Annotated in this window: 20 protein-coding genes and 1 pseudogene; 11 read left to right on the top strand and 10 right to left on the bottom strand. The window is 62.7% G+C overall.

Features of this window, described 5'->3' with window-relative positions:
* The first annotated feature begins 1 nt into the window (after position 1).
* Positions 2-205 (top strand): hypothetical protein, encoded by a 204-nt coding sequence (locus QMK50_RS02525; RefSeq protein WP_095169908.1) that lies wholly within the window; start codon positions 2-4, stop codon positions 203-205.
* Positions 206-274: 69 nt separating this feature from the next.
* Positions 275-490, top strand: coding sequence for a hypothetical protein (locus tag QMK50_RS02520; RefSeq protein ID WP_237234923.1), 216 nt, complete (start codon positions 275-277; stop codon positions 488-490).
* A 10-nt stretch (positions 491-500) separates the two neighbouring features.
* Here QMK50_RS02520 and QMK50_RS02515 read toward each other — a convergent pair whose 3' ends face one another.
* Complete coding sequence (locus tag QMK50_RS02515; RefSeq protein WP_320332445.1) at positions 501-1355, bottom strand: CAP domain-containing protein; 855 nt, start codon at positions 1353-1355, stop codon at positions 501-503.
* Between the two features lie 152 nt (positions 1356-1507).
* On the opposite strand from QMK50_RS02515, the gene QMK50_RS02510 reads away from it, so the two are divergent.
* The 4 genes from QMK50_RS02510 (at position 1508) to QMK50_RS02495 (ending at position 4877) form a co-directional block, all read left to right on the top strand.
* Positions 1508-2131 carry a cell wall hydrolase gene (locus QMK50_RS02510; RefSeq protein ID WP_159996515.1) on the top strand — a complete coding sequence of 208 codons (624 nt, stop codon included), beginning with the start codon at positions 1508-1510 and terminating at the stop codon, positions 2129-2131.
* A gap of 455 nt (positions 2132-2586) precedes the next feature.
* Positions 2587-4233 carry a malate dehydrogenase (quinone) gene (mqo, locus tag QMK50_RS02505; RefSeq protein ID WP_095169912.1) on the top strand — a complete coding sequence of 549 codons (1647 nt, stop codon included), beginning with the start codon at positions 2587-2589 and terminating at the stop codon, positions 4231-4233.
* Between the two features lie 146 nt (positions 4234-4379).
* Entirely contained in the window at positions 4380-4694 is a 315-nt protein-coding gene (locus tag QMK50_RS02500) for a hypothetical protein (protein ID WP_166590616.1), read from the top strand.
* A 3-nt stretch (positions 4695-4697) separates the two neighbouring features.
* A complete protein-coding gene (locus tag QMK50_RS02495) occupies positions 4698-4877 on the top strand; it encodes a DUF1289 domain-containing protein (protein ID WP_095169917.1) in 180 nt (59 codons plus the stop codon).
* A 2170-nt stretch (positions 4878-7047) separates the two neighbouring features.
* Here QMK50_RS02495 and yghX read toward each other — a convergent pair.
* Both yghX and QMK50_RS02485 read right to left on the bottom strand, forming a co-directional pair.
* Positions 7048-7935, bottom strand: a complete 888-nt coding sequence (gene yghX / locus QMK50_RS02490) for a YghX family hydrolase (RefSeq protein ID WP_095169065.1) — start codon at positions 7933-7935, stop codon at positions 7048-7050.
* Positions 7936-7997: 62 nt separating this feature from the next.
* On the bottom strand, positions 7998-8507 hold the full coding sequence (locus QMK50_RS02485; RefSeq protein WP_159996511.1) for a MaoC family dehydratase: 510 nt from the start codon (positions 8505-8507) through the stop codon (positions 7998-8000).
* Between the two features lie 200 nt (positions 8508-8707).
* Here QMK50_RS02485 and QMK50_RS02480 point away from each other — a divergent pair.
* Positions 8708-8854 (top strand): annotated as a pseudogene (locus tag QMK50_RS02480) (LysE family translocator); the annotation flags it as partial.
* 174 nt (positions 8855-9028) lie between these two features.
* Here the strand turns inward: QMK50_RS02480 and QMK50_RS02475 are convergent.
* From QMK50_RS02475 to QMK50_RS02450, 6 genes are all read right to left on the bottom strand, one after another.
* Entirely contained in the window at positions 9029-11470 is a 2442-nt protein-coding gene (locus QMK50_RS02475; RefSeq protein WP_320332444.1) for a TonB-dependent siderophore receptor, read from the bottom strand.
* 102 nt (positions 11471-11572) lie between these two features.
* The gene (locus QMK50_RS02470) at positions 11573-12541 is read right to left on the bottom strand and encodes a FecR domain-containing protein (protein ID WP_159996507.1); all 969 of its coding nucleotides are present in this window, start codon (positions 12539-12541) and stop codon (positions 11573-11575) included.
* On the bottom strand, positions 12538-13044 hold the full coding sequence (locus QMK50_RS02465) for a sigma-70 family RNA polymerase sigma factor (protein WP_095169074.1): 507 nt from the start codon (positions 13042-13044) through the stop codon (positions 12538-12540). Before QMK50_RS02465 ends, QMK50_RS02470 begins: the two co-directional genes overlap by 4 nt.
* Positions 13045-13139: 95 nt before the next feature.
* Entirely contained in the window at positions 13140-13610 is a 471-nt protein-coding gene (locus tag QMK50_RS02460) for a copper chaperone PCu(A)C (RefSeq protein ID WP_320332443.1), read from the bottom strand.
* On the bottom strand, positions 13610-14215 hold the full coding sequence (locus QMK50_RS02455) for an SCO family protein (protein ID WP_159996503.1): 606 nt from the start codon (positions 14213-14215) through the stop codon (positions 13610-13612). Before QMK50_RS02455 ends, QMK50_RS02460 begins: the two co-directional genes overlap by 1 nt.
* A 136-nt stretch (positions 14216-14351) precedes the next feature.
* The gene (locus QMK50_RS02450) at positions 14352-15140 is read right to left on the bottom strand and encodes an AraC family transcriptional regulator (protein WP_095169077.1); all 789 of its coding nucleotides are present in this window, start codon (positions 15138-15140) and stop codon (positions 14352-14354) included.
* Between the two features lie 83 nt (positions 15141-15223).
* On the opposite strand from QMK50_RS02450, the gene QMK50_RS02445 reads away from it, so the two are divergent.
* The gene (locus QMK50_RS02445) at positions 15224-16222 is read left to right on the top strand and encodes a bile acid:sodium symporter family protein (protein WP_159996501.1); all 999 of its coding nucleotides are present in this window, start codon (positions 15224-15226) and stop codon (positions 16220-16222) included.
* A gap of 16 nt (positions 16223-16238) precedes the next feature.
* Here the strand turns inward: QMK50_RS02445 and QMK50_RS02440 are convergent, their stop codons facing one another.
* Positions 16239-17285: an ornithine cyclodeaminase gene (locus tag QMK50_RS02440; RefSeq protein WP_320332442.1), complete on the bottom strand. Its 1047-nt coding sequence runs from the start codon at positions 17283-17285 to the stop codon at positions 16239-16241.
* Positions 17286-17683: 398 nt separating this feature from the next.
* On the opposite strand from QMK50_RS02440, the gene QMK50_RS02435 reads away from it, so the two are divergent.
* From QMK50_RS02435 to QMK50_RS02425, 3 genes are all read left to right on the top strand, one after another.
* A complete protein-coding gene (locus tag QMK50_RS02435) occupies positions 17684-18445 on the top strand; it encodes an ATP-binding cassette domain-containing protein (RefSeq protein ID WP_143501217.1) in 762 nt (253 codons plus the stop codon).
* A gap of 27 nt (positions 18446-18472) precedes the next feature.
* Entirely contained in the window at positions 18473-19255 is a 783-nt protein-coding gene (locus tag QMK50_RS02430) for a transporter substrate-binding domain-containing protein (RefSeq protein WP_320332441.1), read from the top strand.
* Between the two features lie 255 nt (positions 19256-19510).
* Positions 19511-20224 (top strand): ABC transporter permease, encoded by a 714-nt coding sequence (locus QMK50_RS02425; protein ID WP_095169082.1) that lies wholly within the window; start codon positions 19511-19513, stop codon positions 20222-20224.
* Positions 20225-20228 lie beyond the last annotated feature (4 nt).

The raw sequence follows: 20228 nt of genomic DNA, 5'->3' as shown, positions 1-20228 counted from the left end.
TATGTCTACTGACTCGAGTTTCCAGGACGAACCCCTGGACGATGATCCATCCACTGCCGACCCGGCACCGGAGGACGATCCTCGGTTGTCCGATCCGCTGGCGCGTCCGGATGTGGTACCTCGCAAACGGCCTGAGGACTGGAACGAACCCAGCGAGGGCGATGGCATTCCCAGTGACAAGGATATGCCGCTGCCCAATGACTGATTACCCCTTGAACCAAACGCTTGGCGGGGCCTGGTGCCCCCTCAGGCGTCTTGAATGAGGTGCACGATGATGTCCATGTTTACCCCGAATGAACCCAGCCCCAGTGATCCACCGGATCCGGCCCGGCAACACGATCCGGTGACTGACCCCAACGTCAATGGCGATCCCGATCGCCAGGACCAGGGCACTGATGTCGAGCGTCCGATGGACCCGGATGCGCCCGGCGCCAACCCCCAGGTACCACCACCTGACGAGCCGACGCCGTTGTCGGATGACCGGCGTTAAGGCGCGTGGTTTATGGCGTGCCGAACAGGCTCGTCCAGTAGATGCCCGCGTCACTTTTCGGGTCCACCGCATAGGCCGCGCCCAGCTCGCTGAATTGCGGGTTCATCAGGTTGGCGCAGTGCCCGGGGCTGGACAGCCAGCCGTCGAGCACTTTGCGCGGGGTGTCCTGGCCGGCGGCGATGTTCTCGCCCACCAGTTGGCCGCTGTAGCCGGCCAGTTCCGCGCGGTCGCCGGGGGTGCGGCCGTCGCGGTCCTTGTGATCGAAGAAATTGTTGTTGGCCATCGACCGGCTGTGATCCTGGGCGGCAGTGGCGAGCGTGGCGTTCCAGGCCAGGGGCGTGGTGGCGCTGAATGCCTGGGTGCCGCACTGGCGCGGTTGGGCGCGGGCGCTGTTGATCAACTCCAGGAGCTTCTGGCCTTCGGTTTGCCAATCCCCCAGGCGCCCACTCAATAGCGGCCGCGCCAGGACGATGCGCCATGTCGGGCCAGCGCGGCTGACCCCGATATCGACGAACTGCGGGTCGAGCACCACCTGGCAAAAACTTTCCTGCACCGCTTTCATCGCCGCCTGGGCATTGAGTGGGCCCTTGAGGGTGATCGCCTGCACGTTGACCATCGGGTACGCCGCGCGGGCCATGGCCTGTTGCAGGTCGCCGATATTACTGTCGGGGGACAGTACCAGTCGCGGGTCGGCGGCCAGCGCAGGCAGTTCGCCGGCGGCCTGGCCCGCGCAGCGCTGGATCTGGCTGCGATAGGTGTTGATCGACTCCACCAGTTGGCTTTCCTCGGTGGCCGCCGCGCTGCTGGCAAAGCCGATTGCCAGCGACAACGTGGCAAGACGCAAAATGGATGACAGGACGCGCATGGAAGTCTCCCTTGAACTGACTGGGCACATGATGCGCGATCTTGCCCCGGGTCGCGCAACGGGTTTTTACTTCGCAGCTACGCTTAAGCCTGTCAATCGGCCGCAGTGTCGACTGTTTGGGCCCGTCGCCAATCTATCAGCAGGGTGCGCTCATGCGTTGCATCTGGATGGTCAGTGGTTTGCTATTTGCGCTCCTGGGTAGCCAGGCAGTCGCGGCACAAACGGCGCAAAAACCGGCCGCGGTGGTCGAGGACAAGGCCGAGGTCCTCGAGCAGAAAGTCGTCGACAAGGCCGGGACGGCTCCGGTGCCCAAGACCCAGGCCATCACCCCCAGCGAGGTGCAGGTGGTCGATCCGGTAGGCAAGGCGCCGCTGGATGATGCCATCACCTGCCTGTCGCGGACGATCTACTGGGAGGCTAAAGGTATCTCCACGGCCGACATGGAAGCGGTGGCCAGCGTGGTGATGAACCGCCTGGGCCATGAAGGTTTTCCCGACACCGTGTGTGGCGTGGTCAAGCAGGGCGTCGAGACCCGCGCCTGCCAGTTTTCCTGGTGGTGCGACGGTCGCTCGGATCAGGTCCGGGAGGAGGGCGAGTACACCGAGGCCAAGGAGATCGCGCGCAAAGCCCTCAACCAGCAACTCAAGGACCGCACCCTGGGCGCCTTGTATTTCCATGATCGCAATGTGAAACCCGACTGGTCGCGCACGTACATCAAGACCGCCGAGACCGGTAAGTTTCTGTTCTACAAGCCGCGTAATGGCACGGCGCAGTAAGGGGCCAATTTAAACGGTTTTTGCCAATGGCCGCTGCAGGCGCTAATCAAGCGGTTTTGCGGGTTCGTTGAGCGCCGCACCTGAGGTAGAATGCCGCGGCACGGAGGCTCGCGGCCTCGGGGATCATGGGCATCCGGCGTCTTCAGGCGTTGGGTGTGAGTGCCGCGAAGCGGTTGACGGGCGTATTTGAGCAAGCGGGTCTACTCTGTTTAATCACTGCGCTTGAAGTTGTATCCGAAATTAGTGTCACCCATGTAGCTGAAGCCAATGACTTACAAGAAAGTCAGCGCGGGAGGGGCCTAAACGTGAAGTCGACAGTGTTTGTCGGCCTTATATGTTCACCCACCGATCTTCCTGAGTGCGGGGTTCGTCGGCATGCGCCAGTGCATGTTGCCAGCCAGGGCGCCTCATGATCGTGAACGGGGTGAATGGCGTTCTATCCTAGGTATTACCGAATGTTAAAAAAAATGAACAAGGGGCTACTTGGCCTGGCCATGTCGATGGCCCTGATGCCTGTGCATGCAGCTGAAACCAAAAAAGTCGATGTGCTGCTGATCGGTGGCGGCATCATGAGTTCCACCCTGGGTGTCTGGCTCAACGAACTTGAGCCTGGCCTGTCGATGGAGATGGTCGAGCGTCTCGACGGCGTCGCCCTGGAAAGCTCCAACGGCTGGAACAACGCCGGTACCGGCCACTCCGCCCTGGCTGAGCTGAACTACACGCCGGAAGACAAGAACGGCAAGGTCGAAATCCCCAAGGCCATTGAAATCAATGAAGCCTTCCAGATTTCCCGTCAGTTCTGGGCCTGGCAGGTCAAGAACGGCGTCCTGAAAGATCCTCGTTCGTTCATCAACTCCACGCCACACATGAGCTTTGTGTGGGGCGACGACAACATCAAGTTCCTCAAGAAGCGCTACGAAGCCCTGCAGGCTAGCCCGCTGTTCGCTGGCATGCAGTACTCCGAAGACCCGGCCCAGATCAAGCAATGGGTCCCGCTGATGATGGAAGGCCGTGATCCGAACCAGAAGATCGCCGCCACCTGGTCGCCCCTGGGCACCGACGTCAACTTCGGCGAGATCACCCGCCAGTTCGCCGGTTACCTGCAGACCAAGCCGAACTTCTCGCTGAAAGTGTCGAGCGAAGTCGAAGACATCGCGCGCAACGAGGACGGCACCTGGCGTGTGTCCTACAAGAACCTGAAAGACGGTAGCGAAACCCAGACCGACGCCAAGTTCGTGTTCATCGGCGCTGGCGGCGGTGCCCTGCACCTGCTGCAGAAGTCCGGTATCCCGGAAGCCAAGGAATATGCCGGTTTCCCGGTGGGTGGTTCGTTCCTGGTCACCGAGAACCCGACCATTGCCCAGCAACACCTGGCCAAGGCCTACGGCAAGGCGTCGGTTGGCGCACCGCCGATGTCGGTTCCGCACCTGGATACCCGCGTGCTGGATGGCAAGCGCGTGATCCTGTTTGGCCCATTCGCGACCTTCTCCACCAAGTTCCTCAAGGAAGGCTCGTACTTCGACCTGCTGACCAGCACCACCACCCACAACTTCTGGCCAATGACCAAGGTGGGCATCGAGCAGTACCCACTGGTTGAATACCTGGCCGGTCAGTTGATGCTGTCGGACGCCGACCGCATGAACGCCCTGAAGGAATACTTCCCGAACGCCAAGGCTGAAGACTGGCGTCTGTGGCAGGCCGGTCAGCGCGTGCAGATCATCAAGCGTGACGAAGAGAAGGGCGGCGTGCTGAAGTTGGGCACCGAGATCGTGGCTTCGCAAGACGGCAGCATCGCCGGTTTGCTGGGCGCATCGCCAGGCGCTTCGACCGCAGCACCGATCATGCTCAGCGTGCTGGAGAAGGTCTTCAAGGACAAGGTAGCGACTCCGGCCTGGCAGGAAAAACTGCACCAGATCGTGCCGAGCTACGGTACCAAGCTCAACGATGATCCAGCCCGTGTAGCCCAGGAATGGGCTTACACCAGCGAGGTCCTGCAACTGGATCCGCCGCCGGCGATCAACCCGGCCCTGGCGCCGGCTGCAACCCCGGCAGCCCCGGCCAAGCCTGTGCCGAGCAACCCAGCGGCCGACATGGCGCTGTAAGACCTTGGGCGCCCTTCAACCCGCTTGAGGGGTGCGCAGGTTTTCAAACGATGTGAAAAAGCCCAGCTTAGTGCTGGGCTTTTTTGTGGTGTGGCGCCGCTCACGTATGATGGGCGCTTTAGCTGCACGTCATTCAAGGAACCCCCATGGCACTGAGTAAACGCGAACAGGCGCACATCGAGCGCCGCCTGATCGCTACCCTGACCGAGGCCTGCGAAACAGCCAAGGCCGAGATCGTCGGCTTCTGCTGGTTGACCCACGAGGTCGATTATCAACGGTTCCCCGCCAGCCTGCGGGTGACCTGGGTGTTTCAGGACCAAGCCCAATTGGATCGGGCTCTGGCCAGCGGTGAGGGCGAGCGCATGCTCGAGCTGACGGCAGTCGCATTGCGCGAGGCCGAGGTGGCGTTCCAGCAGATCGCGACTCACGTGCAGTTCGCCTGCGAAGCGCTGCGGGGTTGAACCATGGCCAAGGACATCGAGAACCCGTGCATTGCCGTCTGCCAGTTGAGCGGCGAGTTGTGTGTCAGCTGCGGCCGGACCAAGGACGACATCCGCCAATGGAAACGCATGAAGCGCCCGGAAAAGATGGCGGCGGTGCAACGGGCAACGCTGCGTTTGAAGAAACTAAAAAAATCCAGCTGAACTGACTACCCGCTCTTTTTGGTGGGAGAGAGTCGTGCGGCGCTCCGTCTGCCCGCGATGGTCGTCAACGATGACGCGTACAGTCTGACACCCAGCGGCGCCCTCAGGCTTTTCGCGGGCAAGCCCGCTCCCACAGGTTCAGTGGGTGCATGCAGGATTTGCAAGCACCGCAAATAACGGTGGGAGCGGGCTTGCCCGCGATGGTCGTCAACGATGACGCGTACAGTCTGCTAGCCAGCAGCGCCCTCAGGCTTTCGCGGGCAAGCCCGCTCCCACAGGTTCAGTGGGTGCATGCAGGATTTGCAAGCACCGCAAATAACGGTGGGAGCGGGCTTGCCCGCGATGGTCGTCAACGATGACGCGTGCAGTCTGACACCCAGCGGCGCCCTCAGGCTTTTCGCGGGCAAGCCCGCTCCCACAGGTTCAGTGGGTGCATGCAGGATTTGCAAGCACCGCAAATAACGGTGGGAGCGGGCTTGCCCGCGATGGTCGTCAACGATGACGCGTACAGTCTGACACCCAGCGGCGCCCTCGGGCTTTTCGCGGGCAAGCCCGCCCCACAGGTTCAGTGGGTGCATGCAGGATTTGCAAGCACCGCAAATAACGGTGGGAGCGGGCTTGCCCGCGATGGTCGTCAACGATGACGCGTACAGTCTGACACCCAGCGGCGCCCTCAGGCTTTTCGCGGGCAAGCCCGCTCCCACAGGTTCTGTGGGTGCATGCGGGATCTGCAAGCACCGCAAATTACTGTGGGAGCGGGCTTGCCCGCGATGGTCGTCAACGATGACGCGTACAGGCTGACACCCAGCAGCGCCCTCAGGCTTTTCCGGGCAAGCCCGCTCCCACAGGTTCAGTGGGTGCATGCGGGATCTGCAAGCACTGCAAATTACTGTGGGAGCGGGCTTGCCCGCGATGGTCGTCAACGATGACGCGTACAGTCTGACACCCAGCGGCGCCCTCGGGCTTTTCGCGGGCAAGCCCGCTCCCACAGGTTCAGTGGGTGCATGCAGGATTTGCAAGCACCGCAAATTACTGTGGAGCGGGCTTGCCCGCGATGGTCGTCAACGATGACGCGTACAGTCTGCTAGCCAGCAGCGCCCTCAGGCTTTTTCGCGGGCAAGCCCGCTCCCACAGGTTCTGTGGGTGCATGCAGGAATTTGCAAGCACTGCAAATTACTGTGGGAGCGGGCTTGCCCGCGATGGTCGTCAACGATGACGCGTACAGGCTGCTACCCAGCGGCGCCCTCAGGCTTTTCGCGAGCAGGGCTCGCTCCTACAGGTTCTGTGGGTGTATGCGGGATCTGCAAGCACTGCAAATTACTGTGGGAGCGGGCTTGCCCGCGATGGTCGTCAACGATGACGCGTGCAGCCTGACACCCAGCGGCGCCCTCAGGCTTTTCGCGGGCAAGCCCGCTCCCACAGGTTCTGTGGGTGTATGCGGGATCTGCAAGCACTGCAAATTACTGTGGGAGCGGGCTTGCCCGCGATGGTCGTCAACGATGACGCGTACAGTCTGACACCCCGCAGCGCCCACAGGTTCAGTGGGTGCATGCAGGATTTGCAAGCACCGCAAATTACTGTGGGAGCGGGCTTGCCCGCGATGGTCGTTAACGATGATGCGTAAAGTCTGACACCCAGCGGCGCCCTCGGGCTTTTCGGGCAAGCCCGCTCCCACAGGTTCAGTGGGTGCATGCGGGATCTGCAAGCACCGCAAATAACGGTGGGAGCGGGCTTGCCCGCGATGGTCGTCAACGATGACGCGTACAGTCTGACACCCAGCAGCGCCCTCGGGCTTTTTCGCGGGGCCCGCCCAGCCCCCCCTACAGGTTCTGTGGGTGTATGCGGGATCTGCAAGCACTGCAAATTACTGTGGGAGCGGGCTTGCCCGCGATGGTCGTCAACGATGACGCGTACAGTCTGCTAGCCAGCAGCGCCCTCAGGCTTTTTCGCGGGCAAGCCCGCTCCCACAGGTTCAGTGGGTGTATGCGGGATCTGCAAGCACTGCAAATTACTGTGGGAGCGGGCTTGCCCGCGATGGTCGTCAACGATGACGCGTACAGTCTGACACCCAGCAGCGCCCTCAGGCTTTTCGCGGGCAGGGCTCGCTCCCACAGGTTGAGTGGGTACATGCAAAATCTGCGAACAACTTGGTCCCTTGTCAGGGCAGCTTCTAGACCAGGTATCGATTGAACCAGGCCAGGGTTCTGCTCCAGGCCAGTTCAGCGGCTTGCTGGTCGTAGCGCGGGGTCGAGTCGTTGTGGAAGCCGTGGTTGGCGCCGGGGTAGATGTAGGCTTCATAGGTCTTGCCATTGGCCTTCAGGGCCTGCTCATAGGCTGGCCAGCCTTCGTTGATTGCCTTGTCCAGCTCGCCGTAGTGCAACAGCAGCGGCGCCTTGATCCGTGGTACATCCTTGGCGTCCGGCTGGCGGCCATAAAAGGGCACGGCCGCGGCCAGTTCCGGGTAGGCCACTGCGGCGGCATTGGACACCCCACCGCCATAACAGAAGCCGGTCATCCCGACTTTGCCGTTGCTGGCGTCGTGTTTCATCAGCCACTCGATAGCGGCGAAAAAATCGTTCATCAGCTTGGCCGGGTCGACCTTCGCCTGCAACTCGCGACCCTTGTCATCGTTGCCCGGATAACCGCCCACCGAACTCAGGCCGTCGGGCGCCAGGGCGAGGAAGCCGGCCTTGCCCAGGCGCCGTGCGACATCCTCGATATAGGGGTTGAGCCCGCGATTCTCATGCACCACCACCACGCTTGGCAGCTTGCCGCTGGCCTTGGCCGGGCGCACCAGGTAGCCGCGAACTTCGCCATGGCCCTTGGGCGAGGGGTAAGTGACGTACTCGGCGAGAATCTGCGGGTCGGTAAAGGCCACCTGTTCGGCCAGCGCATAGTTGGGGCTCAGGGCGGCGAGCAGGGCGCTGGCGTTCATGCCGGCGAAGGTGAACAACGCCGCTCGATCGAGGAACTGGCGGCGGTTGATTCGCCCATGGGCGTAGTAGTCGTAGAGTTCCAGCAGTTCAGGGGCAAAGTCTTTCGCAGTGAGACGGTTCATCTGTGCGCTCCCGTGAAAATCGTTGACGGACCCCAGCAGCAGGGGATCTCGGCGTCGCGGTGTCAGAGCAGCATAGCAGGCGTCGCCAGGGCGCAGGCTTCACGGGCGCCGTTGCTGGGGTCGCCTTCGGCCAGCATCCGGCTGAGGATTTGCCGTTCTTCTGCCCTCGGTACGATGCCGCTGGTATGGGCCTGCAACACCACAACGTCGTCTTCGTTGGTCATGGTTACTACCGCCTTGGCCCGGGCGTTGTCGGTGATTTCAGTGATGACCCAGTGGCAGGTGATGCGGTCGCCGGCATACACCGGCTTCTTGAATTCGAATGTCATGCCAGCCGCCAACCAGCCAATCTGTCCACCGATTTCGGTGAGCAGGCTGGCGGTCAGCAGGCCGTGGGACACCGGCGCCCGAAAGCCTCGCGCCTCGGCGAAGCGGGCATCACAATGCACCGGGTTGTAGTCTCGGGAAATCTTCGCGAAGTCCTGGATGTCGGCCTCGCTGAAGTGGCGGCTGAGGGTGAAGCTGTCGCCCACCTTCAGGCCCTGGGCGGCACGCTGTCTGAGGCTGGTCAATGAGTCGTCCTTTTATTGTAGTGATCGGCGCCGCCTATCAATAAGCGGCGGGTGGTCCTGCGTCAATGAGCAATTTCATCACCCGCACAGGTACAAGCCAGGTCGGCAGCTGCCTGCGTAGACTGCGTCGTTCAGTCAATTGCAACGGGTCTATCGCCCTTGCAGGGCATCGCCACTCTCAAGGTTCAGCAAGCCAGCTCATGGAAATCTTTCTCTACGCCTTCAGCGTCATGTACAGCCCCGGCCCGGTCAATTTCATGGCCTTGAATGCCGGGCTGGGCGGTGGTTTTCGCCGCACCCTGGGTTCTTTTGCCGGCGTGGGCTGCGCCTTGCTGGTGCTAGAAGTTGGGAATCAGCAACGATAAAGAGTTGTATGAGTATGCAATGAGAAATGGCCTGCTGTGACCGTCAAAGGTCACGTCGGGAGCATTCCATGATGCTCGATTGAAGACTCTGTCCTACCACCATTTACGCAGGCCGGGCATCCTCTGATGTCCGGCGCTGAGGCGCAGGTTGTGGGTTCAGAACGTCGGCGTGTATTTGACGCTGAACATCAGGTTGCGCGGGTCGCCGAAGTTGTTGTTGCCATCGAGCTGGTTGTAGCCCGCCGCGTAGTAGTGTTTGTCGAACAGGTTGTTGGCATTGAGCGCCAGGCCGATTTCCGGGCTCAGTTGATAGCCCAGGCGCGCGTTCCAGAGGGTGTAGCCCGGGACGTCATAGGTGCGCTCGTAACCCAGGGTGTGGCTTTGGCTGGTGAAGCCCAGGCCGGTGCTGACCTGGCGCCAGTCGCCGCTGAACTGGTAGTCGCTCCACACCCGCAACATATGCTTGGGCGTCCACTGGCTGAAGACTCGTCCTTCGTTGACCGGGTCGTCGAGGTACTTGGTGGTGTTGTAGGTGTAGCCGGCAAACAGTTGCAGGCCGTCCAGCACTTCGCCGCTGATCTCGGCGTCCAACCCCTGGCTGCGGACCTTACCCGAGGCCGTCGAGCAGTACCAGCCATCGCAGGCATAGCCCGCCGCGACGTCATTTACCGCGCGATTTTCCTGGTCATAACGGAACAGCGCCAGCGAGGTGTTGACCCGTCCGTCCAGCAACTCCCCCTTGAGGCCGATTTCGTAGTTGCTGCCGATCACCGGCTTGAGCACCGAGCCGCTGGCGTCGCGCTCGCTTTGCGGCTGGAACACGTCGGTGTAGCTGGTATAGACCGACCATTGCGGGTTGAGCGCGTAGATGGCGCCGAGGAAGGGCGTGACTTCGCCGGTTTCACTCATGCTACTGGGCTCATTGACCGTAACGACGTGGCTGATGGCCGCCTCGTTGGAGGCACTGTAGCGGTAGTCATACCAACTGACCCGGCTGCCAAGGATCAGGGTCAGGGGCTCGATCGGCTTGACCCGCCAAGTGCCGTACAGGCCTTTTTGTCGAATGTCGTAGCTGCTGCTGGTGCCACGCCCTCCCGGGGTGTTGAGCAGGCTTTCGTAGCTGATGGCGGGGCGCTGGTGGTTGATCGCAAAAATACTGTCGCTGCTGTCGTTGAAGGTCCGGGCGATGCGGTCATCGGAGGTGAACTTGGAGTAGTTGCCGCCGACGATGATTTCCTGGGCCATCGACAGGGCTTCGAAGCGGCCGACCAGGTTAGCGTCCAGGCCGACCTTGGTGGAGTCGAAGTCGGTGACCCAGTCGGCATATTGCACACCGCTGCCATCAAGGTTGAGGCCATCCCCGCTGCTTTGCACCCGCTGTTGGGTCGAGTCGTTGTTTTCGCTCATGCGTACCGCGCCGACCTTGGCGCTCCAGTCGTCGTTGAATCGGTGCTCAAGGTCGGCGTAGACCGTGGTGACATCGATGTGCGAGCGGTTCCACCCGGAGCCGGTGTAGGTCGAGCGCGGAACGTCCACCGGATCGCCGTTGGCGTAGCGCGGCAGGCCCCGCAGCATGGGCCGGGCGGAGGCGTCGGAATTGCTCACGGCCAGGCCCAGGGTGGTGTCGTCCTGCAGGTCGAAGTCCAGTGCCGCGTACAACGAATGGGTCTTGCTCCATTCATAGTCGATGAACGACTGGCTCTGGTCCTCGTCCGCCACCACCCGGCCGCGCACGGTGGCGCTGCTGTTCAGCGGACCACCGGCGTCCAGTTGCAGGCCGTAGTGATCCCAGGTCCCGGCCTTGGCCGTGAGGGCCACGGTCGGAGCGTTCTGGCCACGCTTGCGTACCAGATTGATCGCACCGCCGGGGCTGCCCGCGCCCTGGAGCAGGCCGGACGCACCGCGCAGCACTTCCATGCGGTCGAAGAAGATCAGGTCCTGGGTCGCCCAGTTGCCGAGCGCGTAGGTATTGCGCGGGATTGGCACACCGTCGTATTGCCAGTCATCGATCTGGAACCCGCGGGAGGTCAGGATCATACCTTTGCCGACGCCCTGGACGCCCACCAGGCCGGTGGTCTGGTTGGCCGCATCCTTGAGGTCGGTGAGGCCCTGGTCATCCATTTGCTTGCGGGTCAGCACGCTGACCGACTGGGGGATTTCCTTGAGGCTGTGGCTGCCCTTGCCGATGGTTACCGCGCGGGCGGCGTAGGAGCCCGAATCCTCGGTGGTGGCGTCGGTGCTTTGTTCAACAATGCTGGTTAGCCCCAGTTGCAGGGCGTCCTGGCTGTCCGTGGTCGGCTCGACGCTGTAGTTGCCTTGCCCGGTCACGCGCAGTTGCAGGCCGCTGCCGGCCAGGGCCATGTGCAGGGCCTGCTCGGTGGGCATCTGGCCGATCACGGCGGGAGCCAGCTTGTCCCGTACCAGGCCAGGGTCCAGGGAAATGATCTGCCCGCTCTGGCTGGCAATGGCATTCAGCGTACGGGCCAGCGGACCGGCCGGGAGGTTGAAGGACAGGCTCTGCGCCTGCACCAGGACAGGGCTGGCCAGGGTTGCCAGGGCAACGGCGAAGGAAAGGGCATTGGGCCACGGGTTAAACACAGCGTTCTCCTGATCGTGTGGAAGTGTCAGGAGATAGGTGGGATGAGAAATGAAAACCAGACACAAATAAGATCGATTTTCAAAAAATAATCCTGGCGACTGTCATTTCGCTTGAATCAGGGTCAGCCAGGGGCTGTAGCGCTGGACCCGGATCGGCAGGGTTTCCGCCAGGGCGGCCAGGGTTTTGTCCGGGTCGTTGAGGGGGAATACCCCTTGCACCCGCAGATCGCGAATCGCGGGGGCCACCCGGACAAAACCACGGCTGTAGGGGCGCAGGGCATTCACCACCTGTTCCAGAGGTTCGTCGAGCACGTTCAGGCGCCCGTCCAGCCAGTCGGCGCGATGCCGTTGATCACCGGCGAGACGGACTATCCGTTGCCGGTAGAGCAGAGCCGACTGACCTTCCTGCAGGACCGCCTGGCTGCCGTCGAACAGGCTCGCCTGGACTGCATGCTCAAGCACCAAGACCCGGCTGGCATCACGCTCCTGGGCCACCAGGAAACGCGTGCCCAGCGCGCACACTTCGCCTTGGGCGGTGCGTACGCGCAACGGACGCCGGGGATCGGCGGCCACCTGGATCAGCAGTTCGCCGTGGCGCAGGATCACCAGTCGTTGCTGCCCATCGAACTGCAGGTCGACCGCGCTCTCGGCGTTCAGGCTCAGGCGGCTGCCATCGGCCAGGTTGAAGTCCCGGCGCTGCCCACGCCCGGTGTGCAGGTCGGCGAACAGGTTGTCGCCCAGTGGACTGCGCGCCCCCAGCCACAGACCGCCACCGAGCAGGCCGAGGCCAGCGATCAGCCGTAGCGCATCGCGGCGCGAGCCCTGGGGTTGCAGGAGCAACTGTCGAGCTTGCGCGGCCTGGCCGGGAACCCGTCGATCAAGGGCGCGCAGGGTATTGAACGAGCCGCCGAGGCGTTCCTGCAACGTGGCCCAGGCCTGTGCGTGGGCAGGGTCCATGGCCAGCCAGGCATTGAAGCGTTCTTGCAGTCCGGCGTCGGGCTGGCCGGCGCGCAACTTGACCATCCAGTCGATGGCCTGCTCGCTGAGAGGGTCCAGGCGCGGCGCACTCATGAGCTCATCTCGCTCAGGCAGCACTGGCGCAGGGCCTGTTTCATGTAGCGGCTGACGGTGCGCTCGGACAAGTCCAGACGACGGGCGATCTCGACGTACGTCAGGCCGTCCAGTTGGCTGTAGAGGAAGGTGGCCTTGACGACCAGGGGCAAGCCGTCGAGGGCCCGGTCAATCGCCACCAGGGCTTCAATCAGCTGCAATTGTTCTTCGGGGGAGGGCGCGAGCAATTCGGGAAGTGCCGACAAGCGTTCCAGGTACGCCAGCTCCAGCTTGCGCCGACGATGGCGGTCAAAGATCAGGCGGCGGGCGATGGTCGCCAGGAAGGCGCGCGGTTGTTCGATGCTGTCGGGATCGACCCGGGCCACCAGCATCTGGCAGAAGGTATCGGCGGCAGTGTCCTCGGCGTCCGCGTGATTGCGCAGGCGACGCTGGATATGCTGCAACAGCCAGCGGTGATGGTCGCTGAAGAAGAAGCCCAGCTTGCGGGTCGAAGGGGGTTGCACCGGTCGGCTTTCCAGATGTTAGTGTGAATCGTTCTCAATACTACCTTCGAGAGGATCAACACTGCAATCGCCAACCGGTACGCCGCGACCCTGGTTTACATCTTGTGGTCGGCCATGTTCAGCGCCCGCACCGGGGCCTTGACCTCGATCGACTCTTTTTCACCCTTGGCGTTTTCGACGATCAAGGTCAGCGGCACGCTGTCGCCTTCCTTCACCTGGGCCACCAGGTCGATCAGCATCACGTGGTAGCCGTGGGGGTCGAACGACACCGCCTTGCCGGCAGGCAGGGCGACGGACTCCACCGGTTGCATGCTCATCACGTCGTTCTTCATGGTCGACTGATGCACCTGGACGATTTTCGCCGCTGGCGATTGCACGCCCAGCAGCTTGCTGTCGGTGCTGGCGGTCAGGGTCATGAACGCCCCGGTGGCTTGCTGCCCGGCGACGGTGGCGCGAACCCAGGCGTCATCGACCTGGGTCTGGGCCGAGGCCTGCAAGGCCAGGCCCAGCAGGGAAACACCCAGGAGCAACTGTTTGATACGGCTTTTGCTGAACGATGCGGTCATTAGCAGACCTCCATGACGGTGAGCAGGTCTTCCGTACACTCTTGTGCCGAAAGTGACTGGGACAATCCAAGGCGCAGGGTGCCCCTGGAGTCATAAACATAACTGGTCGCGGTGTGGGACAGGGTGTAGGTCGAGCCGCTGGGGACCTTCTCGAAGAACACGTCGAACTCCTTGGCCGTGGCCGCGGTTTCTTCGAGGCTGCCGTACAACGCGACAAACGATGGGTCGAAAGCCTTGACGTAGGCGTCGAGTACTTGCGGGGTGTCCCGTTCCGGGTCCAGGGTGATGAAGATCACCTGCAGGCGGTCGCCATCCTTGCCCATCAGCTTCTTGATTTTCGCCGCACGCGCAAGCGTGGTGGGGCAGATCGCCGGGCATTGGGTAAACCCGAAGAACACCATCGGCATCATCCCGCGAAAGCTCGACAGGGTTTGCACATCGCCATTGGTGTCTTTCAACTTGAAGGTGCGCCCGAGGATCTTGTCACTCAGGTCCTTGCCGTATTTGTATGACAGCTCGCCGCGAGTGTCGCAGCCGGTCAGCAGCCCCAGGCCCAACAGCCCCATACCTGCAATCACCTTGCGGCGATTCATCAAAACACTCATGCGTCAACGCCCTTTGGCCACCTGGCAGTCGAGTTGACCTGGCAGGGGGGTCACCGTGAAAGGGCAGCATCCTATCAAAATCGCGGCGATGGGTGCCGGCTTCGGGACAATTGGTCGCAGCAAGGTGGTCGTGCGCTCAGGGAAAGAACTCTCCGGGTGTGGCGCCGAATTGCTGGCGGAAGGCGGCGATGAAGGCCGAGGTCGAGTCGTAGCCGCAGGCCAGCGCCACGTCGGTAACACGCTCGCCCTGTTCCAGCGGGGTCAGCGCACCGAGCAGACGCAAGCGCTGGCGCCAGGCGCGGAAGGTCAGGCCGGTATCGCGCAGGAACAGGCGGCTGAGGGTCTTTTCGGTGACCGCGAATTTTTCGCTCCAGTGGCCCAGGGTGGTGGCCTGCTCCGGGTGCAGTTGCAGGCTCTGGTAGATTTTCTGCAGGCGACTGTCCTGTGGCAGGGGCAGCATCAAGTCGATCTGCGGCGCCTCGGCCAATTGGTCGAGCAGGACCTGCACCAGTCGTCCCTGGGCGCCGTCCTCCTGGTATTCCACCGGCATCTGGCTGAAGCGGCGGATCAGTTCGCGCAACAGGTCGCTGACCCCGAGCACGTGGCATCGCGGCTGCGCCCAGGCGGTGACGCTGCAATCGAGGTACAGGCTGCGCATTTCCGTGCGCGGCGAGCTGAACACCCGGTGCGGCACGCCGGCGGGGATCCACACGGCCCGTTGCGGCGGCGCGACGAAGCGCCCGGCGCTGGTCTGCACCTCGAGCACCCCTTGAATGGCGTAGGACAATTGCACCCAGGGATGGCTGTGGCGGCGGGTCAGGGCGCGATTGGGCAGTGACTCGGTGCGCCCGTAGACCGGTCGTGGCAGGCTGGGCAGCCCGGGCACACTGCGCCGGTAGCTCTGGTCATGTCCTTTAGGCGGCATCTGCTGGCTCTTTGGCGTTAGTCGGTAATCCGCAGTCACGTTAGAGTCGCCGCTACGTACTTGGCAACCCCCGGATGATACCGATGACCCGTCCTCGTTTCCTGCCCGACAACTTCACCCTGACCCTGATCGGCGTGGTGCTCCTGGCCAGCCTGCTGCCCGTCAGCGGCCAGGCCGCGGTCGGCTTTGGCTGGCTGACCAACGGCGCGATTGCCCTGCTGTTTTTCCTGCATGGGGCCAAGCTGTCCCGTGAGTCGATCATCGCCGGTGCCGGCCACTGGCGCCTGCACCTGCTGGTATTCGGCCTGACCTTTGTGCTATTCCCGCTGGTGGGCCTGGCGCTCAAGCCGCTGCTCTCACCGATGGTCGGTAATGAGTTGTACATGGGCATGCTCTACCTCTGTGCGTTGCCGGCCACGGTGCAGTCGGCGATTGCCTTTACCTCCCTGGCGCGCGGCAACATTCCGGCGGCCATCTGCAGTGCGGCGGCGTCCAGCCTGTTCGGGATCTTCCTCACGCCCTTGCTGGTGGCCTTGCTCCTGAATGTGCACGGCGACGGCGGCTCGACCCTCGATGCCATCCTCAAGATCAGCCTGCAGTTGCTGCTGCCGTTTGTGGCCGGGCAGATCGCACGCCGCTGGGTTGGCGCCTGGGTAGGGCGCAACAAGCATTGGCTGAAATTCGTCGATCAGGGCTCGATTCTGCTGGTGGTCTACGGCGCCTTTAGCGAGGCGGTGAACGAAGGGCTGTGGCAGCAGATTCCGCTGTGGGAACTGGCGGGCCTGGTGCTGGCCTGCTGCATCGTCCTGGCGCTGGTGCTGATCGCGGCGACGCTGCTGGGCAAGGCCTTTGGTTTCAACCAGGAAGACCGCATCACTATTTTGTTCTGCGGTTCGAAGAAAAGCCTGGCCACCGGCGTGCCGATGGCCCAGGTGCTGTTTGCCGGCAGCACTATCGGCCTGTTGATCCTGCCCCTGATGCTGTTCCACCAGATTCAACTGATGGTCTGTGCGGTGCTGGCCCAGCGCTACGCCAAACGCCCGGAGACGGTGGCCGAACTGATGGGCCAGGTCGATCCCTGAATCAAGGGCCGATTGCTCAGGCGCGGCGCAAGTGGGCGGCGACCACGGGCGGCTGGAGCAAGGCGAACAGGTTTTTCGGGTCCTGTAGTGTCGGCACCAGTTCAATCTCGCTGCCGATGTCCAGGGCCTCGGCCACGTCCAGCACGTAGCGCAGGGCCGAGTAGTCCTCGAGGGCGAAGCCCACGGAGTCGAACAGGGTGACTTCGTCGGCGCTTCGTCGAGCCTGTTCCTGGCCGTTGACCACTTTCCAGAATTCGATCACCGGCGAATCCGCGGGCATCTGCTGGATCTCGCCCTCGATGCGGCTTTGCGGTTCGTACTCGACGATCACCCGGGCCCGCTCGACGATGTCGCGGTGCAACTCGGTCTTGCCAGGGCAGTCACCACCCACGGCATTGAGGTGCATGCCGGGTTCGATCATATGTGGGGTGAGGATGGTCGCGTAGGCCTTGTCGGCGGTCACGGTGGTGACGATATCGGCTCCGCGCACGGCATCGGCGACGCTGGCGGCAATCGTGATCTTCAGGGCCGGGTAGGCACTCAGGTTGGCCTGCAGTTTGGCGCTGGCGGCCGGGTCGATGTCGTACAGGCTAAGTTCTTCGATGCCCAGCAGGGTGTGGAATGCCAGGGCCTGGAATTCACTTTGCGAGCCGTTGCCGATCAGCGCCATGCGCCGACTGTCTGGCCGGGCCAGGTAGCGTGCGGCCAGGGCGGAGGTGGCGGCGGTGCGAATGGCGGTGGTCAGGGTCATCTCGCTGAGCAGGACCGGCTTGCCTGTATCGACATCCCCCAACGCGCCAAAGGCCATGACCGTCAGCATGCCGTTATGGGTGTTTTTCGGGTGACCGTTGACGTACTTGAAGGCGTACAGCGCGGCATCCGACACCGGCATCAACTCGATCACGCCCTCCGGCGAGTGGTTGGCCAGGCGGGCACATTTCTCGAAGTCTTCCCAGCGCAGGTAGTCCTGGCGAATGTACTCGGCCATTTCAGTCAGGCAGCAGGTCAGGCCTTTGGCCTGGACGAGGCGGCTCAGGTCATTGACGTCAACGTAACGGGTCATGGGCGTACCTTTTTATTAGCGTTTGAGGGGGAGATGCAGGGGTTGGCCATAGCGCCATTGTCGGGGTAAGCGCCGGTCTATCTCGGCCAATCCGTGGCCATGGCGCAGCGGGTGCGGTCGAATACTCCGGGCCCACAGCCGAATCGGCTGTGGGCATCGGGAAAGCGCCCGGACTGTCGTGAAAACGACCTGTTGGCATCGAACGCGAACCGCGCTGAGTTTTCTGTTGAACGACTGTTCAGCTTGAACTATGTTGAGCGCACCTTCTGTTCCCGGCTGGTTGCGGGCTTGGCTTTCTTCACTTCGAATGAGGCACTGGCATGCGGTTTTCACCCTTGGTAGAGCGAATCCCAGGCCCGGATGCTGACGTCGGGGAGATTCCTCAGGCCGCCCGGACAATGATCGAAGTCGATCGCCTGCATAAACGCTTCGGCAACATCGAGGTGCTCAAGGGCGTCTCGCTGACGGCCCGCGAAGGCGAAGTGGTCTCGCTGATCGGCGCCAGTGGTTCAGGCAAAAGCACCTTGCTGCGCTGCATCAATATGCTCGAAGTGCCGGACCAGGGGCGCGTCCTGGTGGACGGTGAAAGCATCCGCCTCAACCATTCCCGTCCTGGTGCGCCGCTGGTGTCCGACGCCAGGCAACTGGTGCGGATTCGCTCGAGCCTGGGCATGGTGTTCCAGAACTTCAATCTCTGGCCCCATCGCACGGTGCTGGAGAACCTGATCGAGGCGCCGACCCAGGTCCTGCGCGAGAGCCGGGCCGAGGCCACCGAACGCGCTGAAGCCCTGCTCGAACGGGTGGGGCTGGCGGCCAAGCGCAACGAGTACCCGGCGTTTCTTTCCGGCGGCCAACAGCAGCGGGTGGCCATCGCCCGGGCCCTGGCCATGCGGCCCAAAGTCATGCTGTTCGATGAACCGACCTCGGCACTCGACCCGGAACTGGTGGGCGAAGTGTTGCGGGTGATCCGCTCGCTCGCCGAAGAAGGCCGGACCATGATCCTGGTGACCCATGAGATGGCCTTCGCCCGCGATGTCTCATCCAATGTCGCCTTCCTGCATCAGGGGCTGATCGAGGAAACCGGTACGCCGGACCAAGTGTTTGTACACCCACGCAGCGAGCGTTGCCGACAGTTCGTCAACGCTCATCAGACTCGCTAAAACACAATAACAAGACGGGGAAACATCATGGCAAATCGACGTTTGGCAAACTGGTTGACGGGCGTGGCCTGCGTGATGCTGGCCGGCATGAGCGCCGCGCAGGCACAGCCGATCAGGTTCGCGGTGGCGGCCGAACCCTATCCGCCGTACACCGAGAAGCAGCCCAACGGTGAGTGGAAGGGTTTTGAAGTCGACCTGATCCACAAGCTGTGCAGCGAGATGAAGGCCGAGTGCGAGATCAAGGAGGTGGCGTGGGACGGCATCATTCCTTCGCTGCTGGCGAAGAAGATCGACGTGATTTTTTCCTCGATGTCAGTCACCGCCGAACGCGAGAAACAGATCGCCTTCAGCAAGGCCTACTACGATTCGGCGATCGCCGTGGTCGGGCCCAAGGGCAGCTCGGTGAGCAAGTACCCGGATGACCTCAAGGGCAAGATCATCGGCGTGCAGAACTCCACCGTCAGCGCCAGCTACCTGAAGGCCAAGTACGAAAAAATCGCCGACGTGAAGTACTACGACACCCAGGACTCGGCCAACGCCGACCTGATCGCCGGGCGTCTCGACTTGATGATGGCCGACGGCACCGCCATGACCGAGTTCGTCAAGACCGCCGATGCCAAGGACCTCGCGTACCTGAGCACCGTGCCGTACGACCCGATCTTCGGCAAAGGCGTCGGCGCCGGCCTGCGCAAGGACGACGCCGCCCTCAAGGCGCGCCTCGACCAGGCGATCCAGACCCTGCTGGCAAGCAAGGACTATGACGACCTGTCGCAGCACTATTTCGGAACCAGCGTGAAACCTGCCTTCTGACTACAAACCGGGTCGCCGTGGCTGAGGCCGCCATCGCTGGCAAGCCGCAAGCTGGCGCCAGCTCCCACATGATGATGCTGTGAACCCGGTCTTTGTAGGAGCGAGCTTGCTCGCGATGGTCGCCAACGATAACGCGCCGAGCCTGATTCAACGCGGCGTTCTTGAGTCCTTCGCGAGCAAGCTCGCTCCTACAGGCTTGTCCGCGATGGGGCCAGACCGCCATAGGCGGTTGAAGGTCAGTAACCGGAGAGTGAAATGCCTGCAATGTTCGAATTGATCGGCTTCAGCGAACGAGGATGGGGCGGGGCCTTGTTGCGTGGGTTGTGGATGACCCTGCAGATATCCGCCGGCGCGTTTGTGGTCGGGTTGTTGATCGGGCTGGTGGTGGCCTGCCTCAAGTTGGGCGCGCCGAAACCGATCGCGGCCCTGATGCGCGGCTACACCACCTTGTTCCGCGCGATCCCGGAGCTGCTGCTGATCCTGCTGCTGTACTACGTCGGCTCCATGCTGCTCAACGCCCTTATGGCCCACATGGGCTACGACGCGATAGACGTCAGCGGGCCGCTGGCGGCGATCCTCGTCCTGGGGCTGGTGCAGGGGGCGTACGCCTCGGAGATTTTCCGCGCGGCGATCCAGGCAATCCCCTTTGGCCTGATCGAGGCGGGAAGAGCCTTCGGCCTCAGCGGCTTTGGCCTGTTCCGTCGCGTCACCCTGCCGATCATGGCGCCCTACGCGATGGCCGGGATGGCCAACCTGTGGATCAACCTGATCAAGGACAGCGCCCTGATCAGCGTGGTCGGCACCAACGAGTTGCTGTACACCGCCAAGCAGGGCGCGGGTTCGACCCGCCACTACCTGCTGTTCTACCTCACCGCCGCCGCGCTGTATTACGCGGTGACGCTACTGTCCAACTACCTGTCGGGACGGCTGGAGCGACGCATTCGTCGCTGGATGCCTTTGGCTGAGTGAATGA

Origin of the sequence: Pseudomonas sp. P5_152 (assembly GCF_033989915.1) — a bacterium.
In the GTDB taxonomy this organism is placed as follows: Bacteria; Pseudomonadota; Gammaproteobacteria; order Pseudomonadales; family Pseudomonadaceae; genus Aquipseudomonas.
The sequence above is the reverse complement of the archived record's forward strand: the minus strand, read 5'-3'. Positions and strand labels throughout refer to the sequence as shown.

Bases quoted from the DNA above. Each gene is read 5' to 3' on its own strand.
- QMK50_RS02430 (WP_320332441.1), top strand. From the start codon at position 18,473: ATGGCAAATCGACGTTTGGCAAACTGGTTGACGGGCGTGGCCTGCGTG.
- QMK50_RS02440 (WP_320332442.1), bottom strand. From the start codon at position 17,285: ATGACCCGTTACGTTGACGTCAATGACCTGAGCCGCCTCGTCCAGGCC.
- QMK50_RS02445 (WP_159996501.1), top strand. From the start codon at position 15,224: ATGACCCGTCCTCGTTTCCTGCCCGACAACTTCACCCTGACCCTGATC.
- QMK50_RS02510 (WP_159996515.1), top strand. From the start codon at position 1,508: ATGCGTTGCATCTGGATGGTCAGTGGTTTGCTATTTGCGCTCCTGGGT.
- yghX (WP_095169065.1), bottom strand. From the start codon at position 7,935: ATGAACCGTCTCACTGCGAAAGACTTTGCCCCTGAACTGCTGGAACTC.
- QMK50_RS02520 (WP_237234923.1), top strand. From the start codon at position 275: ATGTCCATGTTTACCCCGAATGAACCCAGCCCCAGTGATCCACCGGAT.
- QMK50_RS02425 (WP_095169082.1), top strand. From the start codon at position 19,511: ATGCCTGCAATGTTCGAATTGATCGGCTTCAGCGAACGAGGATGGGGC.
- QMK50_RS02515 (WP_320332445.1), bottom strand. From the start codon at position 1,355: ATGCGCGTCCTGTCATCCATTTTGCGTCTTGCCACGTTGTCGCTGGCA.
- QMK50_RS02470 (WP_159996507.1), bottom strand. From the start codon at position 12,541: ATGAGTGCGCCGCGCCTGGACCCTCTCAGCGAGCAGGCCATCGACTGG.
- QMK50_RS02455 (WP_159996503.1), bottom strand. From the start codon at position 14,215: ATGAGTGTTTTGATGAATCGCCGCAAGGTGATTGCAGGTATGGGGCTG.
- QMK50_RS02525 (WP_095169908.1), top strand. From the start codon at position 2: ATGTCTACTGACTCGAGTTTCCAGGACGAACCCCTGGACGATGATCCA.
- QMK50_RS02500 (WP_166590616.1), top strand. From the start codon at position 4,380: ATGGCACTGAGTAAACGCGAACAGGCGCACATCGAGCGCCGCCTGATC.
- QMK50_RS02450 (WP_095169077.1), bottom strand. From the start codon at position 15,140: ATGCCGCCTAAAGGACATGACCAGAGCTACCGGCGCAGTGTGCCCGGG.
- QMK50_RS02435 (WP_143501217.1), top strand. From the start codon at position 17,684: ATGATCGAAGTCGATCGCCTGCATAAACGCTTCGGCAACATCGAGGTG.
- mqo (WP_095169912.1), top strand. From the start codon at position 2,587: ATGTTAAAAAAAATGAACAAGGGGCTACTTGGCCTGGCCATGTCGATG.
- QMK50_RS02495 (WP_095169917.1), top strand. From the start codon at position 4,698: ATGGCCAAGGACATCGAGAACCCGTGCATTGCCGTCTGCCAGTTGAGC.
- QMK50_RS02460 (WP_320332443.1), bottom strand. From the start codon at position 13,610: ATGACCGCATCGTTCAGCAAAAGCCGTATCAAACAGTTGCTCCTGGGT.